The sequence below is a fragment of the Kiloniellales bacterium genome (assembly GCA_030066685.1).
Classification (GTDB): domain Bacteria; phylum Pseudomonadota; class Alphaproteobacteria; order Kiloniellales; family JAKSBE01; genus JAKSBE01.
Map to the genome: position 1 here is coordinate 30,273 of JASJBF010000022.1, position 26,075 is coordinate 56,347.

At 69.0% G+C, this 26,075-nt stretch carries 22 protein-coding genes and 1 tRNA gene; 7 read left to right on the forward strand and 16 right to left on the reverse strand.

The window, feature by feature from the left end:
• Positions 1-51: 51 nt before the first annotated feature.
• The 3 genes from QNJ30_13710 (at position 52) to QNJ30_13720 (ending at position 4,055) form a co-directional block, all read left to right on the forward strand.
• Positions 52-2,994: an FAD-linked oxidase C-terminal domain-containing protein gene (locus QNJ30_13710; GenBank protein MDJ0944519.1), complete on the forward strand. Its 2,943-nt coding sequence runs from the start codon at positions 52-54 to the stop codon at positions 2,992-2,994.
• Positions 2,981-3,706: a GntR family transcriptional regulator gene (locus QNJ30_13715; protein MDJ0944520.1), complete on the forward strand. Its 726-nt coding sequence runs from the start codon at positions 2,981-2,983 to the stop codon at positions 3,704-3,706. The genes QNJ30_13710 and QNJ30_13715 overlap by 14 nt, the downstream gene beginning before the upstream one ends.
• Positions 3,707-3,830: 124 nt before the next feature.
• The gene (locus QNJ30_13720) at positions 3,831-4,055 is read left to right on the forward strand and encodes a hypothetical protein (GenBank protein MDJ0944521.1); all 225 of its coding nucleotides are present in this window, start codon (positions 3,831-3,833) and stop codon (positions 4,053-4,055) included.
• A gap of 58 nt (positions 4,056-4,113) precedes the next feature.
• Here the strand turns inward: QNJ30_13720 and QNJ30_13725 are convergent, their stop codons facing one another.
• From QNJ30_13725 to QNJ30_13775, 11 genes are all read right to left on the reverse strand, one after another.
• On the reverse strand, positions 4,114-4,392 hold the full coding sequence (locus QNJ30_13725; GenBank protein MDJ0944522.1) for a hypothetical protein: 279 nt from the start codon (positions 4,390-4,392) through the stop codon (positions 4,114-4,116).
• A gap of 182 nt (positions 4,393-4,574) precedes the next feature.
• Positions 4,575-5,186: a response regulator gene (locus QNJ30_13730; GenBank protein ID MDJ0944523.1), complete on the reverse strand. Its 612-nt coding sequence runs from the start codon at positions 5,184-5,186 to the stop codon at positions 4,575-4,577.
• A complete protein-coding gene (locus QNJ30_13735) occupies positions 5,176-8,145 on the reverse strand; it encodes a PAS domain S-box protein (protein MDJ0944524.1) in 2,970 nt (989 codons plus the stop codon). The genes QNJ30_13730 and QNJ30_13735 overlap by 11 nt, the downstream gene beginning before the upstream one ends.
• A 372-nt stretch (positions 8,146-8,517) precedes the next feature.
• Positions 8,518-8,593: transfer RNA gene (locus QNJ30_13740), tRNA-Glu, on the reverse strand.
• 61 nt (positions 8,594-8,654) lie between these two features.
• Positions 8,655-9,320 carry a DUF1194 domain-containing protein gene (locus QNJ30_13745; GenBank protein ID MDJ0944525.1) on the reverse strand — a complete coding sequence of 222 codons (666 nt, stop codon included), beginning with the start codon at positions 9,318-9,320 and terminating at the stop codon, positions 8,655-8,657.
• Between the two features lie 120 nt (positions 9,321-9,440).
• On the reverse strand, positions 9,441-11,246 hold the full coding sequence (gene recJ, locus QNJ30_13750) for a single-stranded-DNA-specific exonuclease RecJ (protein MDJ0944526.1): 1,806 nt from the start codon (positions 11,244-11,246) through the stop codon (positions 9,441-9,443).
• Positions 11,247-11,251: 5 nt separating this feature from the next.
• Positions 11,252-12,220 carry a class II fructose-bisphosphatase gene (glpX, locus tag QNJ30_13755; protein MDJ0944527.1) on the reverse strand — a complete coding sequence of 323 codons (969 nt, stop codon included), beginning with the start codon at positions 12,218-12,220 and terminating at the stop codon, positions 11,252-11,254.
• A 131-nt stretch (positions 12,221-12,351) separates the two neighbouring features.
• Positions 12,352-13,644: a homoserine dehydrogenase gene (locus QNJ30_13760; protein ID MDJ0944528.1), complete on the reverse strand. Its 1,293-nt coding sequence runs from the start codon at positions 13,642-13,644 to the stop codon at positions 12,352-12,354.
• Positions 13,641-14,861 carry an LL-diaminopimelate aminotransferase gene (locus tag QNJ30_13765; GenBank protein ID MDJ0944529.1) on the reverse strand — a complete coding sequence of 407 codons (1,221 nt, stop codon included), beginning with the start codon at positions 14,859-14,861 and terminating at the stop codon, positions 13,641-13,643. Before QNJ30_13765 ends, QNJ30_13760 begins: the two co-directional genes overlap by 4 nt.
• A gap of 306 nt (positions 14,862-15,167) precedes the next feature.
• The gene (locus QNJ30_13770) at positions 15,168-15,668 is read right to left on the reverse strand and encodes a DUF3291 domain-containing protein (protein MDJ0944530.1); all 501 of its coding nucleotides are present in this window, start codon (positions 15,666-15,668) and stop codon (positions 15,168-15,170) included.
• Between the two features lie 33 nt (positions 15,669-15,701).
• Positions 15,702-16,424, reverse strand: coding sequence for an OmpA family protein (locus QNJ30_13775; protein ID MDJ0944531.1), 723 nt, complete (start codon positions 16,422-16,424; stop codon positions 15,702-15,704).
• 181 nt (positions 16,425-16,605) lie between these two features.
• On the opposite strand from QNJ30_13775, the gene phaC reads away from it, so the two are divergent.
• A complete protein-coding gene (gene phaC / locus QNJ30_13780) occupies positions 16,606-18,405 on the forward strand; it encodes a class I poly(R)-hydroxyalkanoic acid synthase (GenBank protein MDJ0944532.1) in 1,800 nt (599 codons plus the stop codon).
• Positions 18,406-18,599: 194 nt separating this feature from the next.
• Complete coding sequence (locus QNJ30_13785; protein ID MDJ0944533.1) at positions 18,600-19,889, forward strand: winged helix-turn-helix domain-containing protein; 1,290 nt, start codon at positions 18,600-18,602, stop codon at positions 19,887-19,889.
• Positions 19,890-19,918: 29 nt separating this feature from the next.
• Here QNJ30_13785 and QNJ30_13790 read toward each other — a convergent pair whose 3' ends face one another.
• Together QNJ30_13790 and argC are read right to left on the reverse strand one after the other, a co-directional pair.
• On the reverse strand, positions 19,919-20,476 hold the full coding sequence (locus QNJ30_13790; GenBank protein ID MDJ0944534.1) for a gamma carbonic anhydrase family protein: 558 nt from the start codon (positions 20,474-20,476) through the stop codon (positions 19,919-19,921).
• A 194-nt stretch (positions 20,477-20,670) separates the two neighbouring features.
• Positions 20,671-21,717 carry an N-acetyl-gamma-glutamyl-phosphate reductase gene (gene argC, locus QNJ30_13795; protein ID MDJ0944535.1) on the reverse strand — a complete coding sequence of 349 codons (1,047 nt, stop codon included), beginning with the start codon at positions 21,715-21,717 and terminating at the stop codon, positions 20,671-20,673.
• A gap of 378 nt (positions 21,718-22,095) precedes the next feature.
• Between argC and QNJ30_13800 the strand changes: the two genes are divergently transcribed.
• Positions 22,096-22,971, forward strand: coding sequence for a DUF4846 domain-containing protein (locus tag QNJ30_13800; GenBank protein MDJ0944536.1), 876 nt, complete (start codon positions 22,096-22,098; stop codon positions 22,969-22,971).
• 64 nt (positions 22,972-23,035) lie between these two features.
• Here the strand turns inward: QNJ30_13800 and rpsI are convergent, their stop codons facing one another.
• Both rpsI and rplM read right to left on the reverse strand, forming a co-directional pair.
• Positions 23,036-23,533, reverse strand: a complete 498-nt coding sequence (gene rpsI, locus QNJ30_13805; GenBank protein ID MDJ0944537.1) for a 30S ribosomal protein S9 — start codon at positions 23,531-23,533, stop codon at positions 23,036-23,038.
• Positions 23,534-23,537: 4 nt separating this feature from the next.
• Positions 23,538-24,002: a 50S ribosomal protein L13 gene (rplM, locus tag QNJ30_13810; GenBank protein ID MDJ0944538.1), complete on the reverse strand. Its 465-nt coding sequence runs from the start codon at positions 24,000-24,002 to the stop codon at positions 23,538-23,540.
• Between the two features lie 322 nt (positions 24,003-24,324).
• On the opposite strand from rplM, the gene QNJ30_13815 reads away from it, so the two are divergent.
• Positions 24,325-25,596, forward strand: a complete 1,272-nt coding sequence (locus tag QNJ30_13815) for a hypothetical protein (protein MDJ0944539.1) — start codon at positions 24,325-24,327, stop codon at positions 25,594-25,596.
• A 51-nt stretch (positions 25,597-25,647) separates the two neighbouring features.
• On the opposite strand, the gene QNJ30_13820 is transcribed toward QNJ30_13815, so the two are convergent.
• Positions 25,648-26,073: a PaaI family thioesterase gene (locus QNJ30_13820; protein MDJ0944540.1), complete on the reverse strand. Its 426-nt coding sequence runs from the start codon at positions 26,071-26,073 to the stop codon at positions 25,648-25,650.
• Positions 26,074-26,075 lie beyond the last annotated feature (2 nt).

Here is a 26,075-nt window from a genome sequence, read left to right on the forward strand (position 1 = left end):
CTGCGGGCAGCCCCGGCCGAGCGGCGCGCCCGGTCGCGCGGGTCCGCGGCGATGACCGCCGCGCTCGGCAGCGCGCCGCGCAAGCCGAACCGGAACCGGATCGGCGATCCGGGACTGGCGGCGCGGCTGCGCGCTGCGCTGGAGGGCGAGGTGCTCTTCGACGCCTTCAGCCGCGGCCGCTACGCCACCGACGCCTCGCACTACCAGATCGAGCCGATCGGCGTGGTGGTCCCCAAGACCGAGGCCGACGTCCTGGCGGCGATCGAGATCGCCCGGGAGGAAGGCCTTCCGCTGCTGCCGCGCGGCGGCGGCACCTCGCAGTGCGGCCAGACCGTCGGCCGCTGCCTGGTGCTGGACACCTCCAAGCACCTGAACCGGATCCTGGACTTCGACCCGGAAAAGCGGGAGGTCACGGTCGAGCCGGGCCTGGTGCTGGACCGCCTGAACGCGAGTCTGCGGCCCGAGGGCCTGCACTTCGCGGTCGACATCTCGACCGGCAGCCGGGCCACCCTGGGCGGCATGGCCGGCAACAACAGCTGCGGCGCGCGCTCGATCCGCTACGGCAAGATGGTCGACAACGTGAGGGCGATCTCGGCCGTGCTTTCCGACGGCACGCAGCACGACTTCGGCACCCTCGCCGGGGTGCCGTCCGGCGATCCCCTCGCGGTGCGCGCGCGCAGCATTGCCGAGGGCGCCGCGGCGGCCATGGAGGCGCGCTTTCCCAAGCTGCAGCGCCGGGTCGGCGGCTACAACCTGGACCGCCTGCTGGACGGACCCGGCAACATGGCCCAGCTCCTCGTCGGCTCCGAAGGGACCCTCGCCTTTTTCACCAAGCTGACCCTGGGGCTGCACGAGATCCCGCGGAACCGAGTCCTGGGCGTCTGCCACTTTCCGCGCTTCTACGACGCTATGGCCGCGACCCGGCACATCGTCGAGCTGGAGCCAAGCGCGGTCGAGCTGGTCGACCGCAAGATGATCGAGCTGTCCCGCGACATCCCGCTGTTCCGCGAGGTGATCGCGCGCACGGTCAAGGGCGAGCCCGACAGCCTGCTGCTGGTCGAGTTCGCCGGCGACGACCGCGCCCGGCAGCTTGCCCGGCTCGGGGAGCTGGAGGCCCTGCTCGGCGAACTGGGATTCCCCGGGGCCGTGGTGCCGGTAACCGAGGCCGAGGCGCAGCGCGAGATCTGGGAAGTGCGCAAGGCCGGGCTCAACATCATGATGTCGATGAAGGGCGACGGGAAGCCGATCTCCTTCATCGAGGACTGCGCGGTTCCGCTGGATGAACTGGCCGAGTACACCGACCGCCTGAACGGTGTCTTCGCCCGCCACGGCACCAGCGGCACCTGGTACGCCCACGCCTCGGTCGGCTGCCTGCACGTGCGGCCGATCCTCAACCTCAAGCAGGAGATCGAGGTCCGCAAGCTGCGCGCCATCGCCGAGGAAGCCTTCGAGATGGTGCGGGCCTACAAGGGCTCGCACTCCGGCGAGCACGGCGACGGCCTGGTCCGCTCGGAGTTCCACGAGGCCATGTTCGGGCGCGAGATCGTGACCGCCTTCGAGGACCTGAAGGACAGCTTCGACCCCCAAGGCCTCTTTAACCCGGGCAAGATCGTCCGCCCGCCGAAGATGGACGACCGCAGCCTGTTCCGCTTCGGCCCCGACTACGAGGGTCAGCCCTTCGAGGCAGTGCTGGACTGGTCGGACTGGGGCGGCTTCCTCGGTGCGGTCGAGATGTGCAACAACAACGGTGCCTGCCGGAAGGCCGATCCGGGGGTCATGTGCCCGTCCTACCGGGTCACCCGCGACGAGCAGCACGTGACCCGCGGCCGAGCCAACTCCCTGCGCCTTGCGCTCACCGGCCAGCTCGGCCCAGAGGCGCTATCCAGCCCCGAGATGAAGGAGACCCTGGCGCTCTGCGTCTCCTGCAAGGCCTGCAAGCGGGAGTGCCCGACCGGCGTCGACATGGCCCGGATGAAGCTCGAGGTCCTGGCGCAGCAACGCCGGAGCGAGGCGCCGAGCCCGCGCGAACGGCTGATCGCCTACCTGCCCCGCTATGCCCCCTGGGCCGCCCGCCTGTCGCCGCTCATGAACCTGCGCGACCGGCTGCCGGGTGCCGCCGCCTTGAGCGAGCGGCTGCTCGGGCTCTCCGCCCGGCGGCCCCTGCCCCGCTGGCGGCGCGACGCCTTCCGCGCCTCCGAGGCCGAAGCGGGAGCGCCGAAGGAGGGCAGAGAGGTCCTGCTTTTCGCCGACACCTTCAACACCTACTTCGAGCCCGAGAACGCCCGGGCCGCCCTCAGGCTCCTTCAGGCCGGCGGCTATCGGGTCGAGGTCCCCCGCCCCGCGGCCGGCGGTCGGCCGCTGTGCTGCGGGCGGACCTTCCTCGCCGCCGGCCTGGTCGAAGAGGCCAAGGCCGAGGCCCGTCGTCTGATCAAAGCGATGCTGCCCGACGCCCTGGCCGGCAAGCCGATCCTCGGGCTGGAGCCGTCCTGCCTCTTCACTCTGAAGGACGAGATCCCGGCGCTGCTGCCGGGGGACGAGGCCGCGGCGGTGGCCGCCGCGGCAAGCCTCCTGGAGACCTTTCTGGTCAAGGAGCAGGACGCCGGACGCCTGCGTCTGCCGCTGCGCGATCAGGGTCGGAAACAGGCCCTGCTCCACGGCCACTGTCACCAGAAGGCCTTCGCCGTGATGACCGACGTGGAACGCTGCCTGAAGCTGGTGCCCGGGCTGGAGGTAACGCCCATAGCCTCGAGTTGCTGCGGCATGGCCGGGTCCTTCGGCTACGAGGCCGAGCACTTCGAGGCCTCCCGGCGAATGGCCGAGCTGAGCCTGCTGCCGGCCGTGCGCCGCGCCGGCCCGGGGGAGATCGTCGTCGCCGACGGCACCAGCTGCCGGCAGCAGATCCGCGACGGCAGCGGCCGCGGCGCGCTGCACGCGGCGCAAGTCCTGGCGGCGGCCCTGGAGACCGAGCAGGAGCGCGATCATGGCACGCGGTAGCGGCTCGCCACGGCAAGGCACGACCACGACGCCCGGGCACGCCGAGCGGATCGAGCGCCGCAGCCTGCACGACGAGGTCGTCGGCCGGCTGCGCGACATGATCCTGAAGGGAGAGCTGCGGCCCGGAGAGCGGATCCCGGAGCGCGTGCTCTGCGAGCGCTTCGGGATCTCGCGGACGCCGCTGCGCGAGGCGCTCAAGGTCCTGGCCACGGAAGGGCTCATCGACCTGCTGCCGAACCGCGGCGCCGCCGTCTCGCGGATCAGCGCGGCGGGCCTGCGCGAGGCCTTCCAGGTGATGGGCGCCCTGGAAGCGCTGGGCGGTGAGCTGGCCTGCGCCCGCATCACCGATGCCGAGGTCGCAGCGATCCGACGACTGCACGAGCGCATGGTCGGGCATCACCGGGCCGGGCGGCTCAACGACTACTTCGCCCTGAACCAGGCGATCCACGAGGCGATCCTGGCGGCGGCGGACAACCAGATGCTGGCCGAGCTCTATGGTCGCCTGCGCGGCCAGGTCCAACGCGCCCGCTTCGCGGCCAATCTCTCCGAGAGCCGCTGGCGTCAGGCCGTGGCCGAGCACGAGGAGATGATGGCCGCCCTGGATGCCCGAGACGCCGAAAAGCTCGGCCGGATCTTGAAACGTCACCTGAGAAACAAGTTCGAAACCTTGCTCGACGTGGTCGCCGAGGATCGGGATCAAGCGGCCGAATAGCCGAGCCCATCCTGATTCAAAACCGCAATGTTCTTGTCACGCTAACGTTGCTTGATGCTGCGGCCAAAACGCATAGCTTAGCCGGCACGCCAAATGTTCAAACGAGGGAGGACTAGGTTACGCCATGCCTAGCCAACACAGGTCTGTACGTTTTGTCGTCGAAATCGAAGGCCGGGGCGTCGGAGTGCTTGTCGCGCAGAGAACGGGCTACAAGTACTTCGCCGCCGACCACAGTACGGCGCGGCTCGACGGCCGAAGCTTCGCCACGCCCTCGCAGGCCCAGAACGCGGTTTCGGCGCTCTGCCGGCCGCAGGATCCCGACCAGAGGCAACGCACCCGCCACGGCTGAAACAGCCGTGACTTGCGGCGGAGAACGAGGCGGAAGATCCGGGCAGAGACCGTCGGAATCAGGCCTCTCGCGCTTCGCCGGTCAAGTCGATGCCCGGCTCGAGGCTTTCGAGAGACTCAAGTAGCGTTCGGTAGTTGTTGAGATCCCACTCTTCCCGTTCCGCGTCGAGGTTTTCCCAGAGCCGCCGGACCTTCACGGCAAGTCCGGCCGGTGTCCTCGCGTTAGTTTGACTAATTTCCAACTCAAGAGCGTCGAGCCGGCGGCCAAGTTCTTCGATATCGCGGTCGTCGCGGCTAGAAGAAACGGCCTTCTGCAAGGCCTTGAGTTCAACTTCCATCTCCAACAATGGCTCGGCGTTAGTACAGCGGCGTGCCATTTTGCCCCCTGGTCAGCCCTGACCTCTAAAAAAAGGAAATAATTCTTTGCGGTCCTTACTACAAAGCTATAAGTTGCAGTTCTGAACGAAAATCAGGTCCAATCCGTTCAGCACTGCGGGAAAACCCTAACTCGACTCAAGGACTAATTAGACTCGAGATAGGTCGAAAGCTGCACCAGTTCGGCCAAGGAGCCGACGGCCATCTTGTCCATGACCTTGGCCCGATGGGCCTCGACCGTCTTGGGGCTAATGTCGAGGGCGCGGGCGACCTCTTTATTGGAACGGCCGGCGACGATCAACTCGAAGACCTCGCGCTCCCGCGGCGTGAGCCGCTCGACCCGCCAGGTGACCTCACGGCGGATCTCCTTCTCGCGGCGCATCTTGGCATCGCGTTCGATGCAGAGCTGGATCCGATCAAGCATCGCCTGGTCGTTGTAGGGCTTCTCGATGAAATCGACCGCGCCCCGCTTCATCGCCCGCACCGCCGTGGGGACGTCGCCGTAAGCGGTCACCACGATGATCGGGATCGAGATGCCGTCGTTGGCCAGCTTCTCCTGGAGTTCGATCCCGCTCATGCCGGGCATCCGCACGTCGACGACCAGACAGCCTGCATCGGCCGGATCGTAGTCGCGGATGAAGTCTTGCGCGCAGGAGAAGGTCTGCACCTTGAGGCCGATGGAGCCGACCAACCACTTGAAGGACTGGCGGACCGCGGGGTCGTCGTCGACGACGAAGACTGTCGGCTCAGGCAGCATCTTGCATGGCCTCGTCGGCGCTTGGCAGCAGGAAGGAGACTTTGGTTCCGGCCCTGCGGCCCTTTTTCATGCTGATGCGCCCGCCGAGGGCCGAAATGATCGAGCGACAGATCGCCAGTCCCATGCCCATGCCGTCCTTCTTTGTGGATACGAAAGGTTCGAAGTAGGTCTCGCCGTTGGTCGCGGTGAAGCCGCGCCCGCTGTCGCTGACCGAGACCATGACCCGGCCGCCGGCCCGCCTCGAGGTCGCGATCCGCAGACGGCGCTCCGGAGCGGGTACGTCCTGCATCGCCTCGATGGCGTTCTTGACGACATTCAGGACGACCTGCTCGATCCCGATCTCGGCGGCGTGAACCTGTGGCAGATCGGCTGAGAGCTGCAGCTTGAAGTCGATGCGGTTGCGCCGAAGCTCCTCCTTCAGAAGGGCCATGACGCTGCGGATCGCGGCGTTGATGTCGACCATGCCCTTGGAGACCTCGCCTTCCGCGACGAAGCTGCCGATGTGGCGCAGGACGTCCCCGGCGCGCTGGGCCTGATCGCGGATCGTCGCCAGGATCTCGACCAGCTCGGCCTGGCTCATGCGGTCGGCCTCCAGCCGGCGCAGTGAGCCGGCACAATAGTTCACCACCGCGGTCAGCGGCTGGTTGAGCTCGTGGGCCAGGGCCGCCGCCATCTCGCCCATGGTGCTGCGCCGCTGGACCATGGCCAGATCGGCCTCGTGCTGGCGAATCGATTCCTCCGCCCGCTTCAGGCGGGAGATGTCGGTCCGGATGCTGACGATGCCGCCCTCCTTGGTCCGGATCTCGTTGACCTGAAGCCAGCGGCCGTCACTCAGCCTCTGCTCGAAGGGGCCCTGCGGATCGCGGTGCTGGCTGATGCGCTCCTGCAGCCAGTCCTCCTCGCGGCCGCGGGCATCGCCGATCTTGCCGGTCGACAGAGCCCAGCGGAGCTGGTCGCTGAAATGGGTCTTCGGCTTCAGCAGCTCCGGGGTCAAATCATAGAACTCGTTGAACTTGCTGTTGCACAGCACCAGCTGGTCGTCGGCGTCGTAGAGCACGAAGCCATCGTTCAGCGACTCGATCGCGTCCAGAAGGCGCTGCTGGGACTTGGCGAGCTTGGCCCGGCTCTCCCGCAGCTCCTCCTCGGTCCGCTTGCGGTCGGTGATGTCGACCACGGCGACCTGGGACACCGGCTCGCCGTACCACTCGGCGCGCTTGGCAAAATGGTGCAGGGTGATGATGCTGCCGTCCTTGCGCAGTGCGTCGACCTCGTAGGAAGTCGGCGCCGCATCGCCGCGGATCCGCGCCTCGGAATACTGCCGGATCCGCTCCCGCTCGTAGGGCGCGTAGGCCAGCTGCGGCGGGTCCAGGGCGTAGATCTCCTCCGGGGAATAGCCCAGCATGTCGGCATAAGCCTGATTGGCGAAGATGAACTCCTCGCCCTTGAAGATGAACATGCCCTGCTCGGAGCCCTCGACCACGTTGCGGAAGTGCTGCTCGCTGATCCGCAGGGCCTCTTCGGTCAGCTTGCGGTCGGTGATGTCGTGGGCCAGCGTGATCATGCCGCCGTCCGGCAGCAGATAGTCGCTGACCTCCGACCAGCGCGAGCCAGTGTGCCGGAACTCGAAGCCTTCTGCCGGACAGGTCCGGCGGATCAGGCGTTGCCGGGCCCAGAGCTCGGCATCCTCCTGCGAGGCGCCTATGCTCCGATTGTCCACGGCCGCCCAGACCAGTTGATCGAACCGGATCCCCGGGCGCACGTCGACGCCCAGCGCCTCGTAGCACTCCCGGTATTCCTTGTTGCAAATGACCAGGCGATCGGACTCGTCGAAGAGAGCGAAGCCGGCAGGAATCGCCTCGATCGACTTGGCCAGGCGGACCTCGGCCTGCTGGCGCTGCCGCTCGGCCACCACCTCCGCCGTGATGTCGGTGCCGACACCGCGGTAGCCGAGGAACTGCCCGGCGTCGCCGAAGAGGGGCCGGCCCGAGACCCTGAAGTGGCGCAGCGAACCGTTCCGCTGCCGGATGCTGTAGACGAAGTTCCGGATCTCCTTGTGCTTGTCCAGGTGCTCAAGGTGACGCTTCAGGACGCCGGCGTCGGTCTCGGTCAAGTCCAGGTCGCGATGGTCCTTGCCGATCAGGTCCTTGGCCTGGAGTTTGGCTGCCGTCTCGGTCCGCTGCGATACGAAGGTAAAACGCAGATCGGCGTCGGTCTCCCAGAACCAGTCGGAGGCGGCGTAGGCGAAGTCTCGCAGCCTCTGCTCCGAGCGGCGCACCGCCTGCTCTGCCTCTTCCTGCTGCTCGACCTGCAGGGTGATGTCGGTGGCCGTGCCGCGGTAGCCGGCGAAGCTGCCGTCGGCGGCGTAGACCGGCTTGCCGCTGACGCTCCAGTGCCGGGTCACGCCGTCGCGGCCGGTCAGGGGGTGTCGGAAGTCGCGAAAGGGCCGCCGGTTGACGAGATCGTCGCGGTGCTGGCGCCAGCTCTCGTCACCTTCCGGGTCGCCGTTGTAGACCTCCCAGCGGGTCTTGCCGATCAGCTCCTGGACGAAGGGCGCGCGCTGCTTCTCGGTCGATTCCCGGGCCCAGACATAACGAAGGTCCTGGTCCATTTCCCAGTAGCGGTCGGAGGAGGCCTCCACGAGGTCGCGGAAACGCGCCTCGTTCTGTGCGGCCAGATCGAAACGGGCGCGCATTTCCTGGAGGATCCGCCCGAGGCAGAACACGCTGCCCAGGAGGATCAGGCTGATCGCGAGGCAGAGGACGTCGGCCCGAATCCCCATCTCGCCCAGAAACGCGACCGGCCGCCCCCCCAGGCCGACAAAGACCTGCTCGAGCGCCAGGCCGGCCATGGCCAGGACGAAGAGCCACAGCCGCGGGTCTTTGAAGCGCCGGGCCAGATGTATTGCCCAGACCAGGGCCAGCGCCCGAACAGCAATGGAAATCAGTATGATACCACTCATCTTCGACCTCTCGACCTGCCCTGCGCGTGGCCGCGGTGGTATCGGCCTGCGCCGGGCTCCTGCAGCCCCTGGCGCATTATGGCATAACCCAAGCGCCCTTCGGAATGCGGAGTCTCAGGGATATACACCGAACAAGGGCTGGATCTACGGAGGACCCGAGACCGCCGGAAGCCGCCGCCTTGGCAGACCTCGAGCGGTGGCCGGAGCGGCCAGGAAAGGAGCCGGCGTCTCCGGCCAGGCTCTTGCGGATTGGTCTGGCGGGCCGTGGCCCCCGGCGGCGGCCGGGCCAGCGTCCAGAGCGAGGCGGAACAAGCCTCTGCGAGAGGCCCGCCAAGCCCACAGGCCAGGTCCTTGAAGGAGGAAGCACAGGCTTGGCGTCCCCAACGGGAATCGAACCCGTGTCTCCACCTTGAAAGGGTGGTGTCCTGGACCTCTAGACGATGGGGACGTCGGGGAGGCAGATAGCCGATGGCCCTCGGCAAATCAAGCCCGTTGCGGCGATTCTTCGCCTAGCGGCCGCCCAGCGGCGCCGGCCTTTCGGCCTGGACCAGCCGTTCCTCCAGGGCCGGGTCCAGGGCGGCCAACGGGACCCCGGAGATCTCCTGGATCAGCTTGCGCAGGATCGCCTCCTGGAAGTCCTGGAAGTCCTCGGCGGTGACCAGGAAGGCCCCGGTTCCGCCGATCACGTTGTAGAGGTAGTAGCGGTCGACCAGAAAGTCCTCGTTGAGGATGGCGAGGCCGTTGATCGTGAAGCCCGCCGCCACCGCCTTGTCCCGCTCGTCCTCAGGCTGGTTGCCCTGGTTGGCCCGACCGTCGCCGGAGATGTCCACGACCCTGCGCCGGCCGGCATAGTCGTTGCGGTCGATCAGTCGGGTCGCGAACGACATGGCGCCGCCGATCGCGGTGCCGCCGCCGATCACGAAGCGCGGCGTCGCGTCGATCTCCTCGGCGAAGGCCTCGGCGCTTTCCGCGTCCGTCAAGTGCATCCAGTCGATGGCCAGGAACTGGCGCCGGTTGTCGGACCACTGGACCAGCGAGACCGCGATCCCAAGATCGCCGGCCGCCTCGATCGCGGCGACCACCGCCGAGTGCCGGAAGGCGTTGGCGATGCCCTGCATCTGCAGATCGAACTCTTCCGCGGTCACGCTGGAGGAGGAATCGACGGCGAGAACCAACTCAAGATCGACCGATGTGCCCTGCCCGCGCGCCGGAACCGAAAGGACCAGAACCAGAGAGAAAACCAGGAGACAAAGCTTGCGCAAAGCTTGGCTGGGCTCTCGGATCATTGGCCAAGTCTAGCCGGAAGCCTCTGCCGCGTCCTCAACAATCAACTGCACGGCGTCGTTGCCGCGCCAGCGGTCGCGGCGCAGCTTGCCGGCAACGTGCAGCGGCATGCCGCGGGCGTTGAGCAGCGCGACGCCGAGGGGACGATCGAGCGCGCGGAAGGCGATGGCCTTGAGCCGCCCGCCCTCCGCCGCCGACAGCTCGAAGCGGACGTGGTCCTCGCCGACCACGCGGGCATGATGGACCCGGGCATCGGCCAGGGCGAAGCGCGGCTCCTCGTTGCCGGGGCCGAAGGGCGCCACCTGCTCGAGCTGCCCGAGCAGCGCCGTGGTCGCCGCTGCCGGCCGCAGGCTGCCATCGATGCCCAGGCTGGGCCGATAGCCGATCGCCTGAAGGCGCGTCCGGACGCGGGCCTCCAGGAAGCCGCGCAGCGCCTCCAGCTCGCCCTCGGCGACCGTCAGCCCGGCCGCCTGGGGATGGCCGCCGCCGTCGATCAGGTGGCCGGCCTGCCGCGCCGCCAGCACCATGGCGCCGAGGTCGAGGCCGGGCACCGAGCGGCCCGAGCCCTTGCCCCGCCCCGCCTCTAGGGCGACGACCACGGACGGCAGATTGTAGCGCTCGCGCAGGCGGCTGGCGACGATGCCGATCACCCCGGGATGCCAGCCCTCGGCGGCGACGAAGACCAGGGCGTCGGGCGCCGGGGTCTGGGCTTCGACCTGGGCGATGGCCTGCTCCAGGATGGCCTGCTCGATCTCCCGCCGCTCGCTGTTGTAGCCGTCGAGCTCCCGCGCCAGGGTCAGGGCCTCCTCCCGGTCGCGGCACGCCATGAGCCGGGCGCCCAGCCCGGCCCGGCCGACCCGGCCGCCGGCGTTGATCCGCGGCCCTAGCAGGAAGCCGGCGTGGTAGACGCCCGGCGCCTCGTCGACCCCGGCGACATCGCAGAGCGCGGTCAGGCCCGGGTTGCCGCGGCGGCCAAGCACCTTCAGGCCCTGGGCCACCAGGGCCCGGTTCAGCCCGGCCAGGGGCATGACGTCGCAGACCGTGCCCAGGGCGACTAGGTCGAGCCAGTCCATCAGGTTGGGCGCGGTCAGGCCCTGGCGGGCGTACCAGCCGCCGTCGCGCAGGGCTCGGTTGAGCCCGACCAGAAGCAGGAAGGTCACCCCGACCGCGGCCAGCGGGCCGCAGTCCGTGGTCTGGTCCAGGCGCTGCGGATTGACCACCGCGACTGCCGGCGGCAGGCGCGCCTCGGCGGCGTGATGGTCGACGACGATCACCTCCAGGCCCTCCGCGGCCGCCGCCTCGAGGGCCGCGTAGGCCGTGGTGCCGCAGTCCAGGGTCAGGACCAGGGAGGCGCCCTGCGCCTTCAGCCGGCGCAGCGCCGGGGCATTGGGGCCGTAGCCCTCGGCGAGGCGGTCGGGCACGTAGACTTGCAGTTCGCGGCCGATGGCCCGGAAGAAGAGCTGCAGCAGGGCGGCCGCACTGCCGCCGTCGACGTCGTAGTCGGCAAAGGCGGCGACGGTCTCGCCCGCTTCGAGCGCCGCGACCAGGCGGGCCACTGCCCGGTCCAGGTCCAGGAAGCTGGAGGGGTCCGGCAGGTGGTCGCGCAGCCGCGGCTCCAGGAAGCGTCCGGCCTCCTCTGGCCCGACGCCGCGGGCGGCCAGGATGCGGCCGACGATCTCCGGCAGGCCCAGGCGCTGGGACAGGGTCAGGGCGCGGCGGTCGTCGTCGAGCCGGGCCCGCCAGCGCTTGCCGCAGACCGAGTCCTCGACGCCGAGGAAGGCGCGCGGCGGCGGGTCTTCGCGCTTGGGCTCGGCCACCGGAGTCAGACTCCCAGGGAGTCGTACCAGGTCTTGCGCTCGAAGTTGTGCACCGCCTCGACGGTCCGCACGGTGCCCGACTTGGAGCGCATGACGATGGAATGGGTCGAGGCACCGCCGTGGAAGCGCCGGACGCCCTTCAGCATGGTGCCGTCGGTCACCCCGGTCGCGGCGAACATGACGTTGCCGCTCGCCAGCTCGAGCAGGCCGTACTTGCGCTCGTAGTCGGTGATGCCCCAGCGCTGCGCCCGGCCGCGCTCGTCCTCGTTGCGGAACACCAGGCGGCCTTGCATCTGCCCGCCGATGCAGCGCAGCGCCGCGGCCGCCAGCACACCTTCCGGCGCGCCGCCGACGCCCAGGTACATGTCGACGCCGCTGTCCCGGACGCTGGTCGCAATCACGCCCGAGACGTCGCCGTCGGAGATCAGCATGATCCGGGCCCCGGCCTCGCGGATCCTGGCGATGGCCTCGTTGTGGCGCGGCCGGTCGAGGACGCAGACCACCAGGTCCGAGAGGTCGACCCGCTTCGCCTTGGCGAGCTCGGCCAGGTTCCTGCCGGGATCCTCGTCGAGGTCGACCACGTCGTCCGGCAGGCCGCCGCCGACGGCGATCTTGCTCATGTAGACGTCGGGGGCGTTGAGGAAGCCGCCGGCCTCGGCCATGGCGATCACCGCCAGGGCGTTCTGGCCGCCCTTTGCGGTTATGGTGGTGCCCTCGAGCGGATCCAGCGCGATGTCGATCGGCGGGCCGCCGGCGCCGACCTTCTCGCCGATGTAGAGCATCGGTGCCTCGTCGCGCTCGCCCTCGCCGATCACCACCGTGCCGTCGATCTGCATGGTGCTGAGGGCCTGGCGCATGGCATTGACCGCGGCCTGGTCGGCCGCCTTCTCGTCGCCCCGCCCCATCAGGCGCGAGGCGGCCAGGGCCGCGGCCTCGGTGACCCGAACCACCTCCAGCGCCAGATTGCGTTCCATGATCGCGTCGTCGGGGACTGCTTCTTCTGGCATCCTCGGCTCTCCCTTGCGCGCCCTTCGCTGCGGCGCTTGCCTCCGTGACTCCTGCCGGATTCCCCCTCCGCTCACAAGCCTCGATCAGGGGACTCCGGTCACAAGGCCTCGATCCGGATCAGGCGCGGCGCCTCGACCACCGTCTCGAGCTGGCCGATGCGGGCCAGGGCGCGGCGCAGGCCCGCCTCCTGGGTCTCGTGCGTGGTCAGGACCACCGGCACCGCCTCGTGCGGGTCCCGGCCCCGCTGCACCAGGGATTCGACGGAGATCGCCTCGTCGCGCAGGGCCGCCGAGACGTCGGCGATGACTCCGGGCCGGTCGACGCACATCAGGCGGATGTAGTAGCAACCGACGTGCTGCACCATCGGCTGGGCCGGCAGGGCGGCGAGCCGGTCCGCCGGGATCCCGAAGGCCGGCAAACGCAGGCCGCGGGCCAGGTCGGCCAGGTCCCCGACCACCGCCGAGGCGGTCGGCCCGGCGCCGGCGCCGCGACCCTCGGCGACGATGCTGTCGACGAAGTCGCCCTCGGCGACGACGGCGTTGAAGACGCCCTCGACGCTGGCGATCGGCGTCTCCTTGGCGACCATGCAGGGGTGGACCCGCTGCTCGACCTTGCCGTCGATGCAGCGCGCCAGGCCGAGCAGCTTGATCCGGTAGCCGAGCTGCTCTGCGAAGTCGATGTCGGTGCTGGTGACGTTGCGGATGCCCTCGACGTAGACGCCGTTCAGATCGACCTCGCAGCCGTAGGCCAAGGCAGTCAGGATCGCCAGCTTGTGCGCGGCGTCGACGCCGTCGATGTCGAAGCCGGGGTCCGCTTCGGCGTAGCCGAGCTCCTGCGCCTCCTTGAGCACGCCGTCGAAGTCGCGGCCGGTCTCGCGCATGGTGGTCAGGATGTAGTTGCAGGTCCCGTTCAGGATGCCGTAGATGCGATCGATCCGATTGGCCGCCAGGCCTTCGCGCAGGGTCTTGATGATAGGTATGCCGCCGGCGACCGCCGCCTCGTAGGCCAGCCCGGCCGAAGCGGCCTCGGCCCTGGCGGCCAGCGCGCTGCCGTGATGCGCCAGCAGGGCTTTGTTGGCGGTCACGACGTCGCGGCCCCGGTCAAGCGCCGCCTCGACCACCGCCTTGGCCGAGCCGTCGGCGCCGCCGATCAGCTCGACGACCACGTCGACCTCCGGGGCCGCCGCCATGGCGACCGGATCGTCGAACCAGGTGATCTCTGAGATGTCGACGCCACGGTCCTTGCCCCGGTCCCGCGCCGAGACCGCGACGACCTCGAGGGCGCGGCCGCAGCGCGCGGCGATCGGCTCGGCGTTGGCCTTCAGCAAGGACAGGACGCCGGCACCGACGGTCCCGAGACCGGCGACCGCGATTCTGAGCGGCTCGCTCACGAGGCCAGCTTCCGGGGGTCTCCCGCTTCGGAAGCCGACCCGGCCGCCTTCAGGAAGGCCTTGATGTTGCGCAGCGCCTGCCGGGTGCGCTGCTCGTTCTCGACCAGCGCCAGGCGGACGTAGCCCTCGCCGTGCTCGCCGAAGCCGACGCCGGGCGAGACTGCGACCTTTGCCTCCTTGAGAAGGAGCTTGGAAAAGACCAGCGAACCGGCCTCCTCAAAGGCCGCGGGCAGGGGCGCCCAGGCAAACATGGTCGCCGGCGGGCAGGGCACCTGCCAGCCGGCAGCGGCCAGCCCGGCGATCAAGACGTCGCGCCGCGACTTGTAGCGCCGGCGCATCTCCTCGACGCAGTCCTGCGGCCCGTTGAGCGCGGCCGTCGCCGCCACCTGGACCGGGGTGAAGGCACCGTAGTCGACATAGGACTTCACCCGCGCCAGGGCGGCGATCAGCTTGGAGTTGCCGCTGCAGAAGCCGACCCGCCAGCCGGGCATGGAATAGGTCTTGCTGAGCGAGGTGAACTCGACCGCGATTTCGCGCGCGCCGGGCACCTGCAGGATCGAAGGCGGCGGCGTCCCGTCGAAGTAGACCTCGGCATAGGCCAGGTCCGAGATGATGTAGATGCCGTGATGGCGGCAGAAGTCGACGACCGCCTCATAGAAGTCGAGCCCGACCACCTCGGCGGTGGGATTGGCCGGGTAGTTGAGGACCACGGCCAGCGGCTTGGGGATCGAGTGCCGGACCGCCCGCTCCAGTTGCGCCATCACGTCGAAGTCCGGGCCGACCGGCAGATGGCGGATCGCGCCGCCGGCGATGATGAAGCCGAAGGCATGGATCGGATAGCTAGGATTGGGCACCAGGACGATGTCGCCCGGGCTGGTGATCGCCTGCGCCAGGTTGGCCAGGCCCTCCTTGGAGCCGAGGGTGACGATGGTCTCGCGCTCGGGATCCAGCTCGACTCCGAAGCGGCGGCCGTAGTAGGCGGCCACCGCCTTGCGCAGGCCCGGGATGCCGCGCGAGGTGGAATAGCGGTGCGCCCGCGGGTCGTTGATGGTCTCGACCAGCTTGGCGATCACGTGGGGCGGCGGCGGCTGGTCCGGGTTGCCCATGCCGAAGTCGATGATGTCCTCGCCCCGCGCCCGGGCCTCGGCCTTGAGGGCGTTGACCTCGGCGAAGACGTAGGGCGGCAGGCGCTTGATCCGGTGAAATTCCTGTTCCATCTCGGACGAGGTCTGTTTCCTGCGGCGCGGGCCGCCGGCGGCGGCGCGGTGATACTAGGGCATTATCCGCTCAGATGGAATCGCTTCGCGATCCATCTGGCCGGATGAAATGCCCTATCTTCAGAGTGATAGCGCAGGTCCCGATCAGACGCCTTCGCGTCTGGCCGGGAAGTGCGCCAGCACCGCCGAAGCCGGGATGCAGCAGCCGACTTGCGCCCCGAGCACGGCCCTCTCTCAAGACGACAAATCAAAGGCTTATCATCGCCGCTTCACCGCCTGCCGGAAGCCCGGCAAGGCCCGGCGGTCTCAGCTCCAGCCGACGCAGTACGGCTCGGGACGCAGGTCGTCGCCGCTATCCTCCGCACCGGGCGCCGGGAAACGCTGCTTGAAGGTGAAGGCCTCGGGCGTCGGCCCCTGTGCGCGCAGACGCTCCAGCCGCTCCAGCGCCGCCTCGACGGTCGGGATCTCGCCCGCCGGCAGCCACCACAGCACCTGGTAGGCCTCGGCCGGCCGCGCAAACCACTGGCGCCGCTGCGCCATGATCCCCGTGTGCGCGGAGCGGTAGACGAAGTCGAACAGGGCCTCCGGGCTTTCCCAGACCGACAGGTTGACGATAAAGCGCGGATCCTCGGTGGCCTGGATTCCGGTCGCGTCGCCGGCCTCGTCCTTGAGCCGCCAGAGGAAGCCGGGGCTGGCCTCGGCCAGTGCGTTGATGCGCTCGAGGTTGTCGACGAAACCCTTCATTCGGGGATCCTCGAGATCATGGAGGATGGTTCCGACGTTCAGCTGGGCAAGATGGTGGCTCATCGCGTCTCCTCTTTCGCGGGCTTGGACAGGCGTCTAGCCGCCGTTGTTGTTGCCGAGTTCCTGGAAGATCTCGACCCGCCGGTTCCCGGCCGCGCCTTCGGGCGTGCTCTGACCGTAGACCGGATCCCGGTCGGTGAGCGCTTCGACAAGCAGGCGATCCGCCGCGACGCCGAGACGCTCCAGCGCCTCGGCGACCCCGCGGGCGCGTTCCAGGGAAATCTGGAAGTTCGTCAGGCGCCGCTCCAGGTCCGGGACGCCGGCCACCTCCTCGCTGGAGTGCCCGACGACGTGCAGCCGCCCGCCGCGGGTTCGGAACAACTCGGCCACCGCGCGCAGTACCTCCTGGTCCTGGGTGTCGAGGAGGGCCGAGGCTTGGGCGAAGTAGATGTCGGCGATATGCTCTCGCGCCGCGCCTCCTGGCGCGCCCGCGGAGCGGGGCCCGGCGGAGCGACCTGCAGCGCTGCGATCGGCCTCGAGAGCGGCCATGGCCGCCGATCTCTCCGCGCGCGAGGTGACCGGCGGCGGCGCGTTGGGGACCGTGGCAAGGTTCGGGAACGCCGCCTCGCCGAGCTCGGCCCGGGCGTCGGTGACCTTCTGCGGCCTGGGGATCGTGCCGCTCAAGCGGTCCGAGGCGCTGACCCCCTCGCTCGCCTCGCAGGCGGCGAGCGCCACCCCGAGGCCGCTCACCAGGAGAAGCCCTAACCATCGCCCTGCCGTCAGACCCGCCGGCGTCGCCCGCAGCTTGTTCTGCCGCATCCTGCGTATGTCTCCTCTTTACCTGCGCGCTCGGTTACAATAGGCAACGGGTTGGACGGCGCTGGCCGCTCCATTTATGTTGCAGTGCAACATGGACAAGGCTATACAGCGCGAGGCAGAATCGCGGTCGGCCAAACGAAAAACGCACAACGGCGACTGGCAAAACCATAAGGAAAGCGACATGGGCGAGCAACGGGGTCCGGAGTTCAACATGCCCGATCCGGTCGAACTCTCCAAGGCCTTGGGGAGCATCGCGGATCGGAGCCAGAAGATCGTCACAGAGTTCCTGGAGCGGCAGGGAACCAACGGCGCGATCGGGCCGATGGATCCGCTCAACATCGGCAACGCCTTCCTCGAGATGACGGCGAAGATGATGACCGATCCGGCCAAGCTGGTGCAGGCGCAGATGAACCTTTGGCAGGACTACCTGCGGCTCTGGCAGACCACGACCCAGCGCATCATGGGCGCCGCCGCCGAGCCCATCGCCGAGCCCGAGCACGCCGACCGGCGCTTCAAGGACCCGGCCTGGGAGGACAACCAGCTCTTCGACTTCATTAAGCAGTCCTACCTGCTGAGCGCGCGCTGGATGCAGTCGACCGTGCGCGACGTCGACGGCCTCGACGAGAAGACCGCGCAGAAGGTCGACTTCTACACCCGGCAGTTCGTCGACGCCATGGCGCCCTCGAACTTCATCATGACCAACCCGGAGGTCCTGCGCGAGACCCTGGAGTCCGGCGGCGAGAACCTGGTCAAGGGCCTGGAGAACCTGCTCGAGGACCTGGAGCGCGGCAAGGGCCGGCTGCACATCAAGATGACCGACTACGACGCCTTCAAGATGGGCGAGAACATCGCCATCACGCCGGGCAAGGTGGTCTACCAGAACGACCTGATGCAGCTGATCCAGTACACGCCGACCACCGAGACGGTGCACAAGCGGCCGTTGCTGATCATCCCGCCCTGGATCAACAAGTTCTACATCCTGGATCTGCGCGAAAAGAACTCCTTCGTGAAGTGGGCGGTCGACCAGGGCCTGACGGTCTTCGTGATCTCCTGGGTCAACCCGGACGAGGAACTGGCCGCGAAGACCTTCGAGGACTACATGCACGAGGGCCCGCTGGCGGCGCTCGACGCGGTTGCGCAGGCGACCGGGGAGAAGGACGCCAACGTCATCGGCTATTGCCTGGGCGGCACCCTGCTGGCCGCGACCCTGGCCTACATGGCGGTCAAGGCCGACAAGCGGGTCAAGAGCGCGACCTTCTTCACCACCATGACCGACTTCACCGAGGCGGGCGAGCTAGGGGTCTTCATCGACGAAGAGCAGCTCGCCTCGCTCGAGGAGCGGATGAGCGAGCGCGGCTACCTGGAAGGCGCCGAGATGGCGACGACCTTCAACATGCTGCGCGCCAACGACCTGATCTGGTCCTTCGTGGTCAACAACTACCTGCTGGGCAAGGACCCCTTCCCCTTCGATCTGCTCTACTGGAACTCCGATTCGACGCGCATGCCCGCGGCCATGCACAGCTTCTACCTGCGCAAGATGTACCAGGAGAACCTGCTGGTCGAGCCGGGCGGCATCGAGCTGGACGGTGTGCCGATCGACTTGCGCAAGGTCGCGACGCCGGCCTTCATGCTCTCGACCAAGGAGGACCACATCGCGCCCTGGACCTCGACCTACGCCGCGACCCAGCTGTTCTCCGGCCCGGTGCGCTTCGTGCTCGCCGCCTCGGGGCACATCGCCGGGGTGGTCAACCCGCCGGCCTCCGAGAAGTACTCGCATTGGACCAAGGCTCAGAACCCCAAGGACCCGATGAAGTGGCTGGCCGGGGCCAAGGAGCATCCGGGCTCCTGGTGGCCCGAATGGTACAAGTGGCTGCAGAAGTACGCGGACAAGCAGGTCCCGGCCCGCACGCCCGGCGACGGCAAGCTGAAGGTCCTCGAGGACGCCCCCGGCTCCTTCGTCGCGGTCAAGGCCCAGGACTGAGCGGCCGGCCGCCCTGCGGCAAGGGGGGAAGAGCGCGGATTCCGCCTTCGCGGCGGTAGGCGATCATCTCTTCGTGAAACGTCACTAAATGCAGGTGGAAATCTCCTCTGATTCGGGCTTTATCCATTGAGGAAGCATCTGTCGGGGGGCGCCGGGCCTAGCCTGCCCTCCCAACCGCGCGCAGCAGGTACGGCATGTTCGGCGAAGGCCCTTTCTTCATCGGGAACGCCCTGATCGATCCCGCGACCCGGCGGGTCAGCAGAGGAGACCGTAGGCATCGGCTGTCGCCGAAGGCCATGCAAGTGCTGCTGGCCTTGGCTGCGGTGCCGGGCCGGGTGCTGAGCCGGGCGGAGCTGCTCGACGCGGCCTGGCCTGGGGTCACCGTCGGCGAAGAGGTTCTGACCCACGCGATCGCGGAGATCCGCAAGCACCTCGGCGACGACTCCCGCGCGCCCCGGTATGTCGAGACCGTCCACAAATCCGGCTACCGGCTCATGTCGCCTCCGCGCGGCGCCGATCGGCTGCGCGCGGCCATGGAGGACGTCTCCGCCCGGGCCGGGACGGAGGGTTGGCTGCCGCCCGGCAGTGGCCAAACGGGGCCTGCCGTCTGGGATGACGGGGACGTCGATCTGGAGGGCTATGCGCTCTACCTGACGGCCAGCAGTCGCCTCGACCGGGGCGGCAAGGCGAACCTCCAGGCCGCCGCGGCGCTGTTTTCCGACCTCGTCGAGACCCGGCCGAACTACGCGCCTGGGCACGCCGGTCTGGCCCGCAGCCTGACCTTCATCGACCTCTACTTCGAGCCGGCCGGCGACGGCCTGGGCAAGGCTCTGAAGCACGGAGAGACGGCGCTGCGGATCGATCCCGGCTCGGCGGAGGCCCACGCCGCCCAGGGCCTGGCGCTCGCCAGGTTCGGCGACCTGCGGCGTGCGCGCCGGCACTTCGGCACGGCGATCCGGCTCCGCCCCCACGCGGCCGATACCCACCTCCTCCTCGGGCACGCCGGCTTCGCCTGGGGCGACCACGCGCTCTCCGCGGCGATGCTGGAGCAGGCCGCCCGCCTCCAACCCGACGATTTCCACTCCCTGGCCCTGGCCGCAAAGGCCAGATACGGCCTGGGCGACCGGGCCGGCGCGCGGGCCAACGCGGCCCGGGCCAAGGCCCGCATCGACGCCCACCTCCTCGCCGATCCAGACGACTTCCGGGCGCTGTGCGGGCGGGCGCGGGTGTCCCTCGAGCTGGGCGCGCAGCGCGAGGCCCTGAGCCTGGTCGAGCCGCTGCTCAGGCACGAAGACCCGATGCACTACTACCTGGCGTCCTTCCTGGCCCGGGTGGACGAAGTGCCTGCGGCCCTGGAGCGGCTGGAAATGATCGCCGAGGCCGGCTGGCGCAACGCCACGCTCCTGCGAAGCGATCCCGAGCTCGCGGCGCTGCGGCGCGAGCCGCGCTACCGCCGTCTCGAGCGGGCTCTGGGCGCCGATTAGAGCAGGGTTCGTGGGGAGCCGGCGCGCCGTCAGACCCGGCGCTCGTCGAGGTAGCCGAGGGTCAGCTCGGCGTAGTGCTCGGCGATGTAGGGCAGGTTGGCCTGCTCCTCCGACGAGAGGTCGCGCAGGTGCTTGGCCGGGCTGCCGGCCCAGAGCTGGCCCTTGCCGACCCGCTTGTCCGGGGTCACCAGGGCGCCGGCCGCGACCATGGCGCCGCTCTCGACCACGGCCCGGTCCATGACCACCGAGCGCATCCCGATGAAGGCGTGGCTCTCGATGGTGCAGGCGTGGATCAGCGCCATGTGGCCAGCGGTGACGCCGTCGCCGATGTGGGTCGGCTCGCCACCGCCGGTCTCGCGGTAGTCGCCGCTGGGATCGTGGTTGCAGTGGACGATGGTGCCGTCCTGCAGGTTGGTGCCGCGTCCGACCCGGATCCTGTTGACGTCGCCGCGCAGCACGCAGCCGTACCAGATCGAGCTGCCCGAGCCGATCTCGACGTCGCCGATGATGACCGCGGTCTCGGCGACGAAGGCGTCGGAGGCGATCTTGGGTCTGATGCCCCGATAGGGCAGGATCACGCCAGGCATGGTCGCACTCGCTTCACGTTGACGGGGAGATCACCGGACGGCGCAGAACGACGGCCCGGCGTTGAGACCCTCAATTGCCATATTTGGTGGCAGAGCCCGCCAAGGCAAGCTGGCAACCACGGACAGCGGGACTACAACTCGACATCGCGCTCCAGTGAGTCGTCCGAGAGCGCGTGATTTCCTCGCCGTCGATCCTAAGGAAACAGCGCGAGCTGGTCGAGGCCGGCGGTCTCGGGTTGGCCGGTCATGAGGTTCATGTTCTGAACCGCCTGGCCCGAGGCGCCCTTGACCAGGTTGTCCTCGACCGCGACCAGGACCGCGTGGCCGGGCCGGCGGTCAGGGAAGACGCCGAGCTGGCAGAGATTGGTGCCGCGCACGTGGCGGGTCGCCGGGGCGACGCCCTCGGGCAGGACGGTGACGAAGGGCTCCTCGGCGTAGCGCTCGGAGAGGATCTTACGCAGGCCGTCGGCGTCGCCGCTGTTCGCTAGCCTGACGTAGATGGTCTCCAGGATGCCCCGGTTCATGGGCATGAGGTGTGGGGTGAAGTTGACCGTCACAGGCCGGCCGGCGGCGGCGGTCAGGCCCTGCTCGATCTCCGGCGCGTGGCGGTGGCCGGCCAGGGCGTAGGCATGGATGCCCTCGCCGACCTCGGCGTAGAGGCTGGCTTCCTTGGGGGCCCGGCCGGCGCCGGTGACACCGGACTTGGCGTCGATGATGATCTGGCCGGTCTCGATGGCGCCGGCCTCGATCAGCGGCACTAGGGCGAGCTGGCAGGGCGTCGGGTAGCAGCCCGGGTTGGCGACCAGCCGGGCCTTCGCCACCGCCTCACGGGCCAGCTCGGTCAGGCCGTAGACCGCCTCCAGCTGCAGCTCCGGCGCCTGGTGCGCGCGGCCGTACCACTGGGCGTAGGTCGCGGGGTCGGCGAGGCGGAAGTCGGCCGAGAGGTCGACCACCTTGAGGTCGGACGGCAGGGCGGCGATGACCTCCTGAGTGGTGCCGTGCGGCAGGGCGCAGAAAACCATGTCGAGGGCCGAGAAGTCGGCCGCCTCGATCTTGACCAGGCGCGGCAGGCCCTGCCCGGCGAGCTGCGGGAAGACTTCGGCGATGTCCTTGCCGGCCTGGCGCTCGGCGGTCAGCAGGCGGATTTCCGCCGCCGGGTGGCGCAGCAGCAGGCGCAGCAGCTCCGCCCCCGTGTAGCCCGACGCCCCGAGAATGCCGATCCGTATCGCGTTGCCTGTCATCTTGGTCTGCCTTTCAGCGGCCGTGACCTGGGTCTTCCGCCCCCGCCCGGCCATTTTGATCCTGGGATCCGAAAACACCAAGGGCGCCGCAAAGGGCGCCCGGTCGTCCGTCGATCCGTCCTCCCCTCTTGGCCCCGGCGCTCTGCCGGCCCGAGGGAAAACGACGGCATGGAGTGTCGTCTACCGCCTCAGGCTGAGCGCTCCTGTATGGGTCTCTCTCGTCGTCGCATGGCCGGCGGCCTCCAATCTGTATCCGGCCTAGGAATAGCGGCTTCCCGATTGCGGGGCAACCGTCCCCGCCGCCCCGGGACGTCCCTCGGCCTACAAACCGCCACGATCCTCTGCGACGAAAATGCCCTGGCGGCACAAGGGGGCAGCATGCGGCGGATCCTGACAGTTTCGATCCTGATCCTGGCGGCCTCTTGGCTTGCGGGTGCGGCAGGCTGGGCTGCGCCGCCGGACTCCGCCTATGGCTGGCTCGAGCAGGTGCCGGCGCGGCGCATCGCGGATGCCTTTGCGCCGCCGGCAGGCTTCGACCGCAGCGCCGCGCCAGCCGGCAGCTACGGCGACTGGCTGCGCCACCTTCCGCTGGCGCCGCCGGGCACGCCGGTGCGCAACCACGACGGCCGCGAGAAGGGCAACCAAGCCTCGGCCGCTGCGGTGATCGAGATCGACGTCGGCCGGCGGGATCTGCAGCAATGCGCCGACGCCGTCATGCGGTTGCGCGCCGAATACCTGCGTGCGGCCGGACGGGCGGCGGACCTGAGCTTCAAGTTCACCAGCGGTCATGCTTTCCCCTATAGCCGCTGGCTCGCCGGCAAGCGGCCGCGGGTCCGGGGCAACGATGTCGGCTGGACCCAGGGCGCCGCCCGCGCCGACGGCCGAGGTCAGTTCCGCGCCTGGCTCGACGTGATCTTCACCTACGCCGGCACCTGGTCGATGGTCCGGGACTCCGCGCCCGTCGCCTCGGTATCGGGGCTGCGGATCGGTGACGTGTTGATCCAGGGCGCCTTTCCAGGCCACGCGCTCTTGGTCGTCGACCTGGCCCGCAACCCGGCGGGCGAGACCGCAGTCCTGCTGGCCCAGAGCTACATGCCGGCCCAGAGTATCCACGTCGTGGTCAATCCGGCAGACCCGACCGGCGGCGCCTGGTACCGCCTCGACGACCGCCGCCCGATTCCCACCCCGGACTGGCCCCGCCCCTTCTCGCCCAAGGACTTCCGGCGCCTGCCCGACACGGCTCCGGCCAGCTGACCCGCAAGGCAAAAGGGCCCGCCGCTCGGCGGGCCCTGGCGGATAACCCGTTTGCCTGCTGCGCCTAGCGCTTGGAGAACTGGAAGCTGCGGCGGGCCTTGGCCTTGCCGTACTTCTTGCGCTCCACCACGCGGGAGTCGCGGGTCAGGAAGCCGCCCTTCTTGAGCAGGGGCCGCAGGGCCGGCTCGAAATTGACCAGGGCGCGCGAGATGCCGTGGCGCACCGCGCCGGCCTGGCCCGAGAGCCCACCACCGGAGACCGTGCACAGGACGTCGTACTGGCCGGTCCGTTCGGCGACCAGGAAGGGCTGGTTGAGGATCATGCGCAGCACCGGGCGGGCGAAGTAGGTCTCGACGTCGCGGCCGTTGACCGTGACCTTGCCGGCGCCGGGCTTGATCCAGACCCGAGCGACCGCGTCCTTACGCTTGCCGGTGGCGTAGGCGCGGCCCTGGGCGTCCAGCTTGGGCTCGGCCGTGGCGGCGGCCTCCTCGGGGGTCGGGACCACACCGGTCGCCGCGCCCAGGTCCTTGAGGTCCGTGACCGTCTGGGTTTCTTCGGCCATGGCCTTACGCGCTCCTCTTGTTCTTCGGGTTGCGCGCCGCGAGGTCCAGGGCCTCGGGCTGCTGCGCCTGGTGGGAATGCTCGGGTCCGGCATAGACCTTGAGGTTCTTGAGCTGCCGGCGGCCCAGGGGCCCGCGCGGGATCATGCGCTCGACCGCCTTCTCGATCACCCGCTCGGCGTGGGGGCCGTCCAGGATCTGGCGCATCGAGCGGTGCTTGATGCCGCCGGGATAGCCGGTGTGCCAGTAGAAGAGCTTGTCATCCAGCTTGCGGCCGGTGAGCTTGACCTTCTTGGCGTTGATGACGATCACGTGGTCGCCGCAGTCGACGTGGGGCGTATAGCTCGTCTTGTGCTTGCCGCGCAGGATGTTGGCGACCTGCGTGGCGAGACGGCCGAGCACGACGCCCTCGGCGTCGATCAGGACCCACTTCTTGTCGACCTCGGCCGGCTTGGCTGAATAGGTCTTCATGGAGGTCATCCGCTTGAAATACAATATTATTTTCTGAAAGGCCCGGCCGGCATGGCAGCCGTCATCTGGGCCAAGCCGCGCGTTTTTACGCCGCGGGCACAGTCCCGTCAACCGCCAAAACTCGCCTTTGTCCAAATGCTTGTATTCGCGGTATAATGATACCGTCGCACAAGCGCTCTTCAGGACGCCGAATTCAGCGAAGGGCCGCCGATCGGGCGCTCCGCCGCGCTGCCCGGGTGTTATCGATCGGTTAAGGCTCTGGGGCTATCGCTATCTGAGGAGCAATCCCGGCACGTCTCGATGCCGCGCAGGGAGACTCAAGATGAGACGCCCGACCGCTCTTCGCCGCTGCTGGCCGGCCGCCGTGCTGGCCGGCTGCCTCGCGGCGGGACTCCCGGCCAGGGGCCTGGCCCAGGCTTGTCCCGAGAGACCGCAGCCGCCGGCCAGCCTTGCTGCGCATATGAACATGGCCGAGACCATCGTCCTGGCGCGCACGCTTTCAGCCCAGAGGCTCGCCAGCTACACCGCCGAACGGCTCGACGCCGCCGCCGTGGTCCAGTTCGAGACCCTCGAGGTGCTCTTCGGAACCGCCGAGCCCTATTTCCATCTGCTCACCGCGAGCCCGTCCCTGGTCGACCCGAAGACCGCTCAAGCCGCCTCGCTCGGCGACGGTCCGGGCGGCCTGCCGCCGGACACCGACTTCGACGGCCACCGCGACCCGGCCTTCTGGGACCTCGGCCTGTCTCGGCCCGAGATCAGCGGCAGCGACACCTCGACCCCCTGTAGGCGCAGCAGCACCCCGCGGTACTTCCAGGGACACGCCTATCTCCTGTTCATCACCGAGCGGGGCGAGGTCTCCGAGGTGCTGCGCGACGACCCCTTGTCGGAGAGCATCAACACCGGGATCTACAGCGCCCCGCTCGATACCGCCGCCGGCTACCACCTCTTCGCCGAGCGGGTCGAGGCGCCCGGCGACCTATGGCTGGCCGCCGTGAAGGCGATGCTGTCCAAGGCGCCCGTCTTCACTGCGGCGCGCGACCTCCTGGGCAATCCGCGCTGGCTGAAGAGGCTCGGAGAGTTGAGCGAAACGGACCGTGAGGCGCGGCCCATCGCCCTGGCGCCGATCGACTATCTCAAAGGCATGCGCGCCGTCGCCATCGTCGAGGCCGTGGCCTGCGCCGCGCAGCCCGGCTCGGACCCGGTCTATGCCCGCGGCGGCAGCCGGGTGTGCCTGCGCAAGCTTCGGCAGCTCATGGGCGAGGATCGCGGCCTGCCGGCCAAGCTCGACTGGGCCCGGCAGAGTGACATCTCCCGGAGCGGGATCGACGTCCCGTCTCGGCTGCTGGTCTACGAATACAGCGATCTCGTCGGGCAAAGCCACCGCGCCGAGGCCCTGGCCCAGGCCGGGATCGGCTGGACCCGCCTCGGGCCGGCCGCCGGCGGCCCCAGCCTGGGCCGCATGCTGCCGATCGAGGACGGCGAGCTCGACTTCACGGACCTCCTCTCCCGCCTCGACTTTTCGGCCAACCCCAGGATACGGCTGAGCGACTTGGTCGCCCGCCTGGCCCCCTATACCAAGGGAAGGGAATATTGACCTGTTTCATGGGCCTCATCGAAGGCGGCGCTGTCGTGCCTTCCCTTGGTATTAGCCCTGTGGCGGGATCGAGTAGGTCGCGGTGACGTGGGCCACGGGGCCCTCGCCCGCGTCCGCCTCGCTGAAGATCTCGACGTCACCGTAGGCCAGGCGCTTGCCGAGCTTGAGGATTCGGGCGTAGGCCAGCAGGTCGGCCGGGCCCGGACGGCGCAGGAAGTTGCAGGTCAGGCTGGTGGTGACCGCCATCTCGACCGGGCCGATCAGGCTGAGGACCGCGACGAAGGCGGCGAAGTCGGCCAGGCCCATGGTCGCCGGGCCCGAGATCGTGCCGCCCGGGCGCAGCAGGTCGCTCTTGTAGGGCAGGCGCACGACCGCCGTGCCGCGGCCGATGTCGTCGACCGTGATGCCCAAGGTCTTGGCGAAAGGCAGCTCCCGCTCGCAGAGCGCCTCGATCTCGTCCTTGGTGATCCTGGGCATGC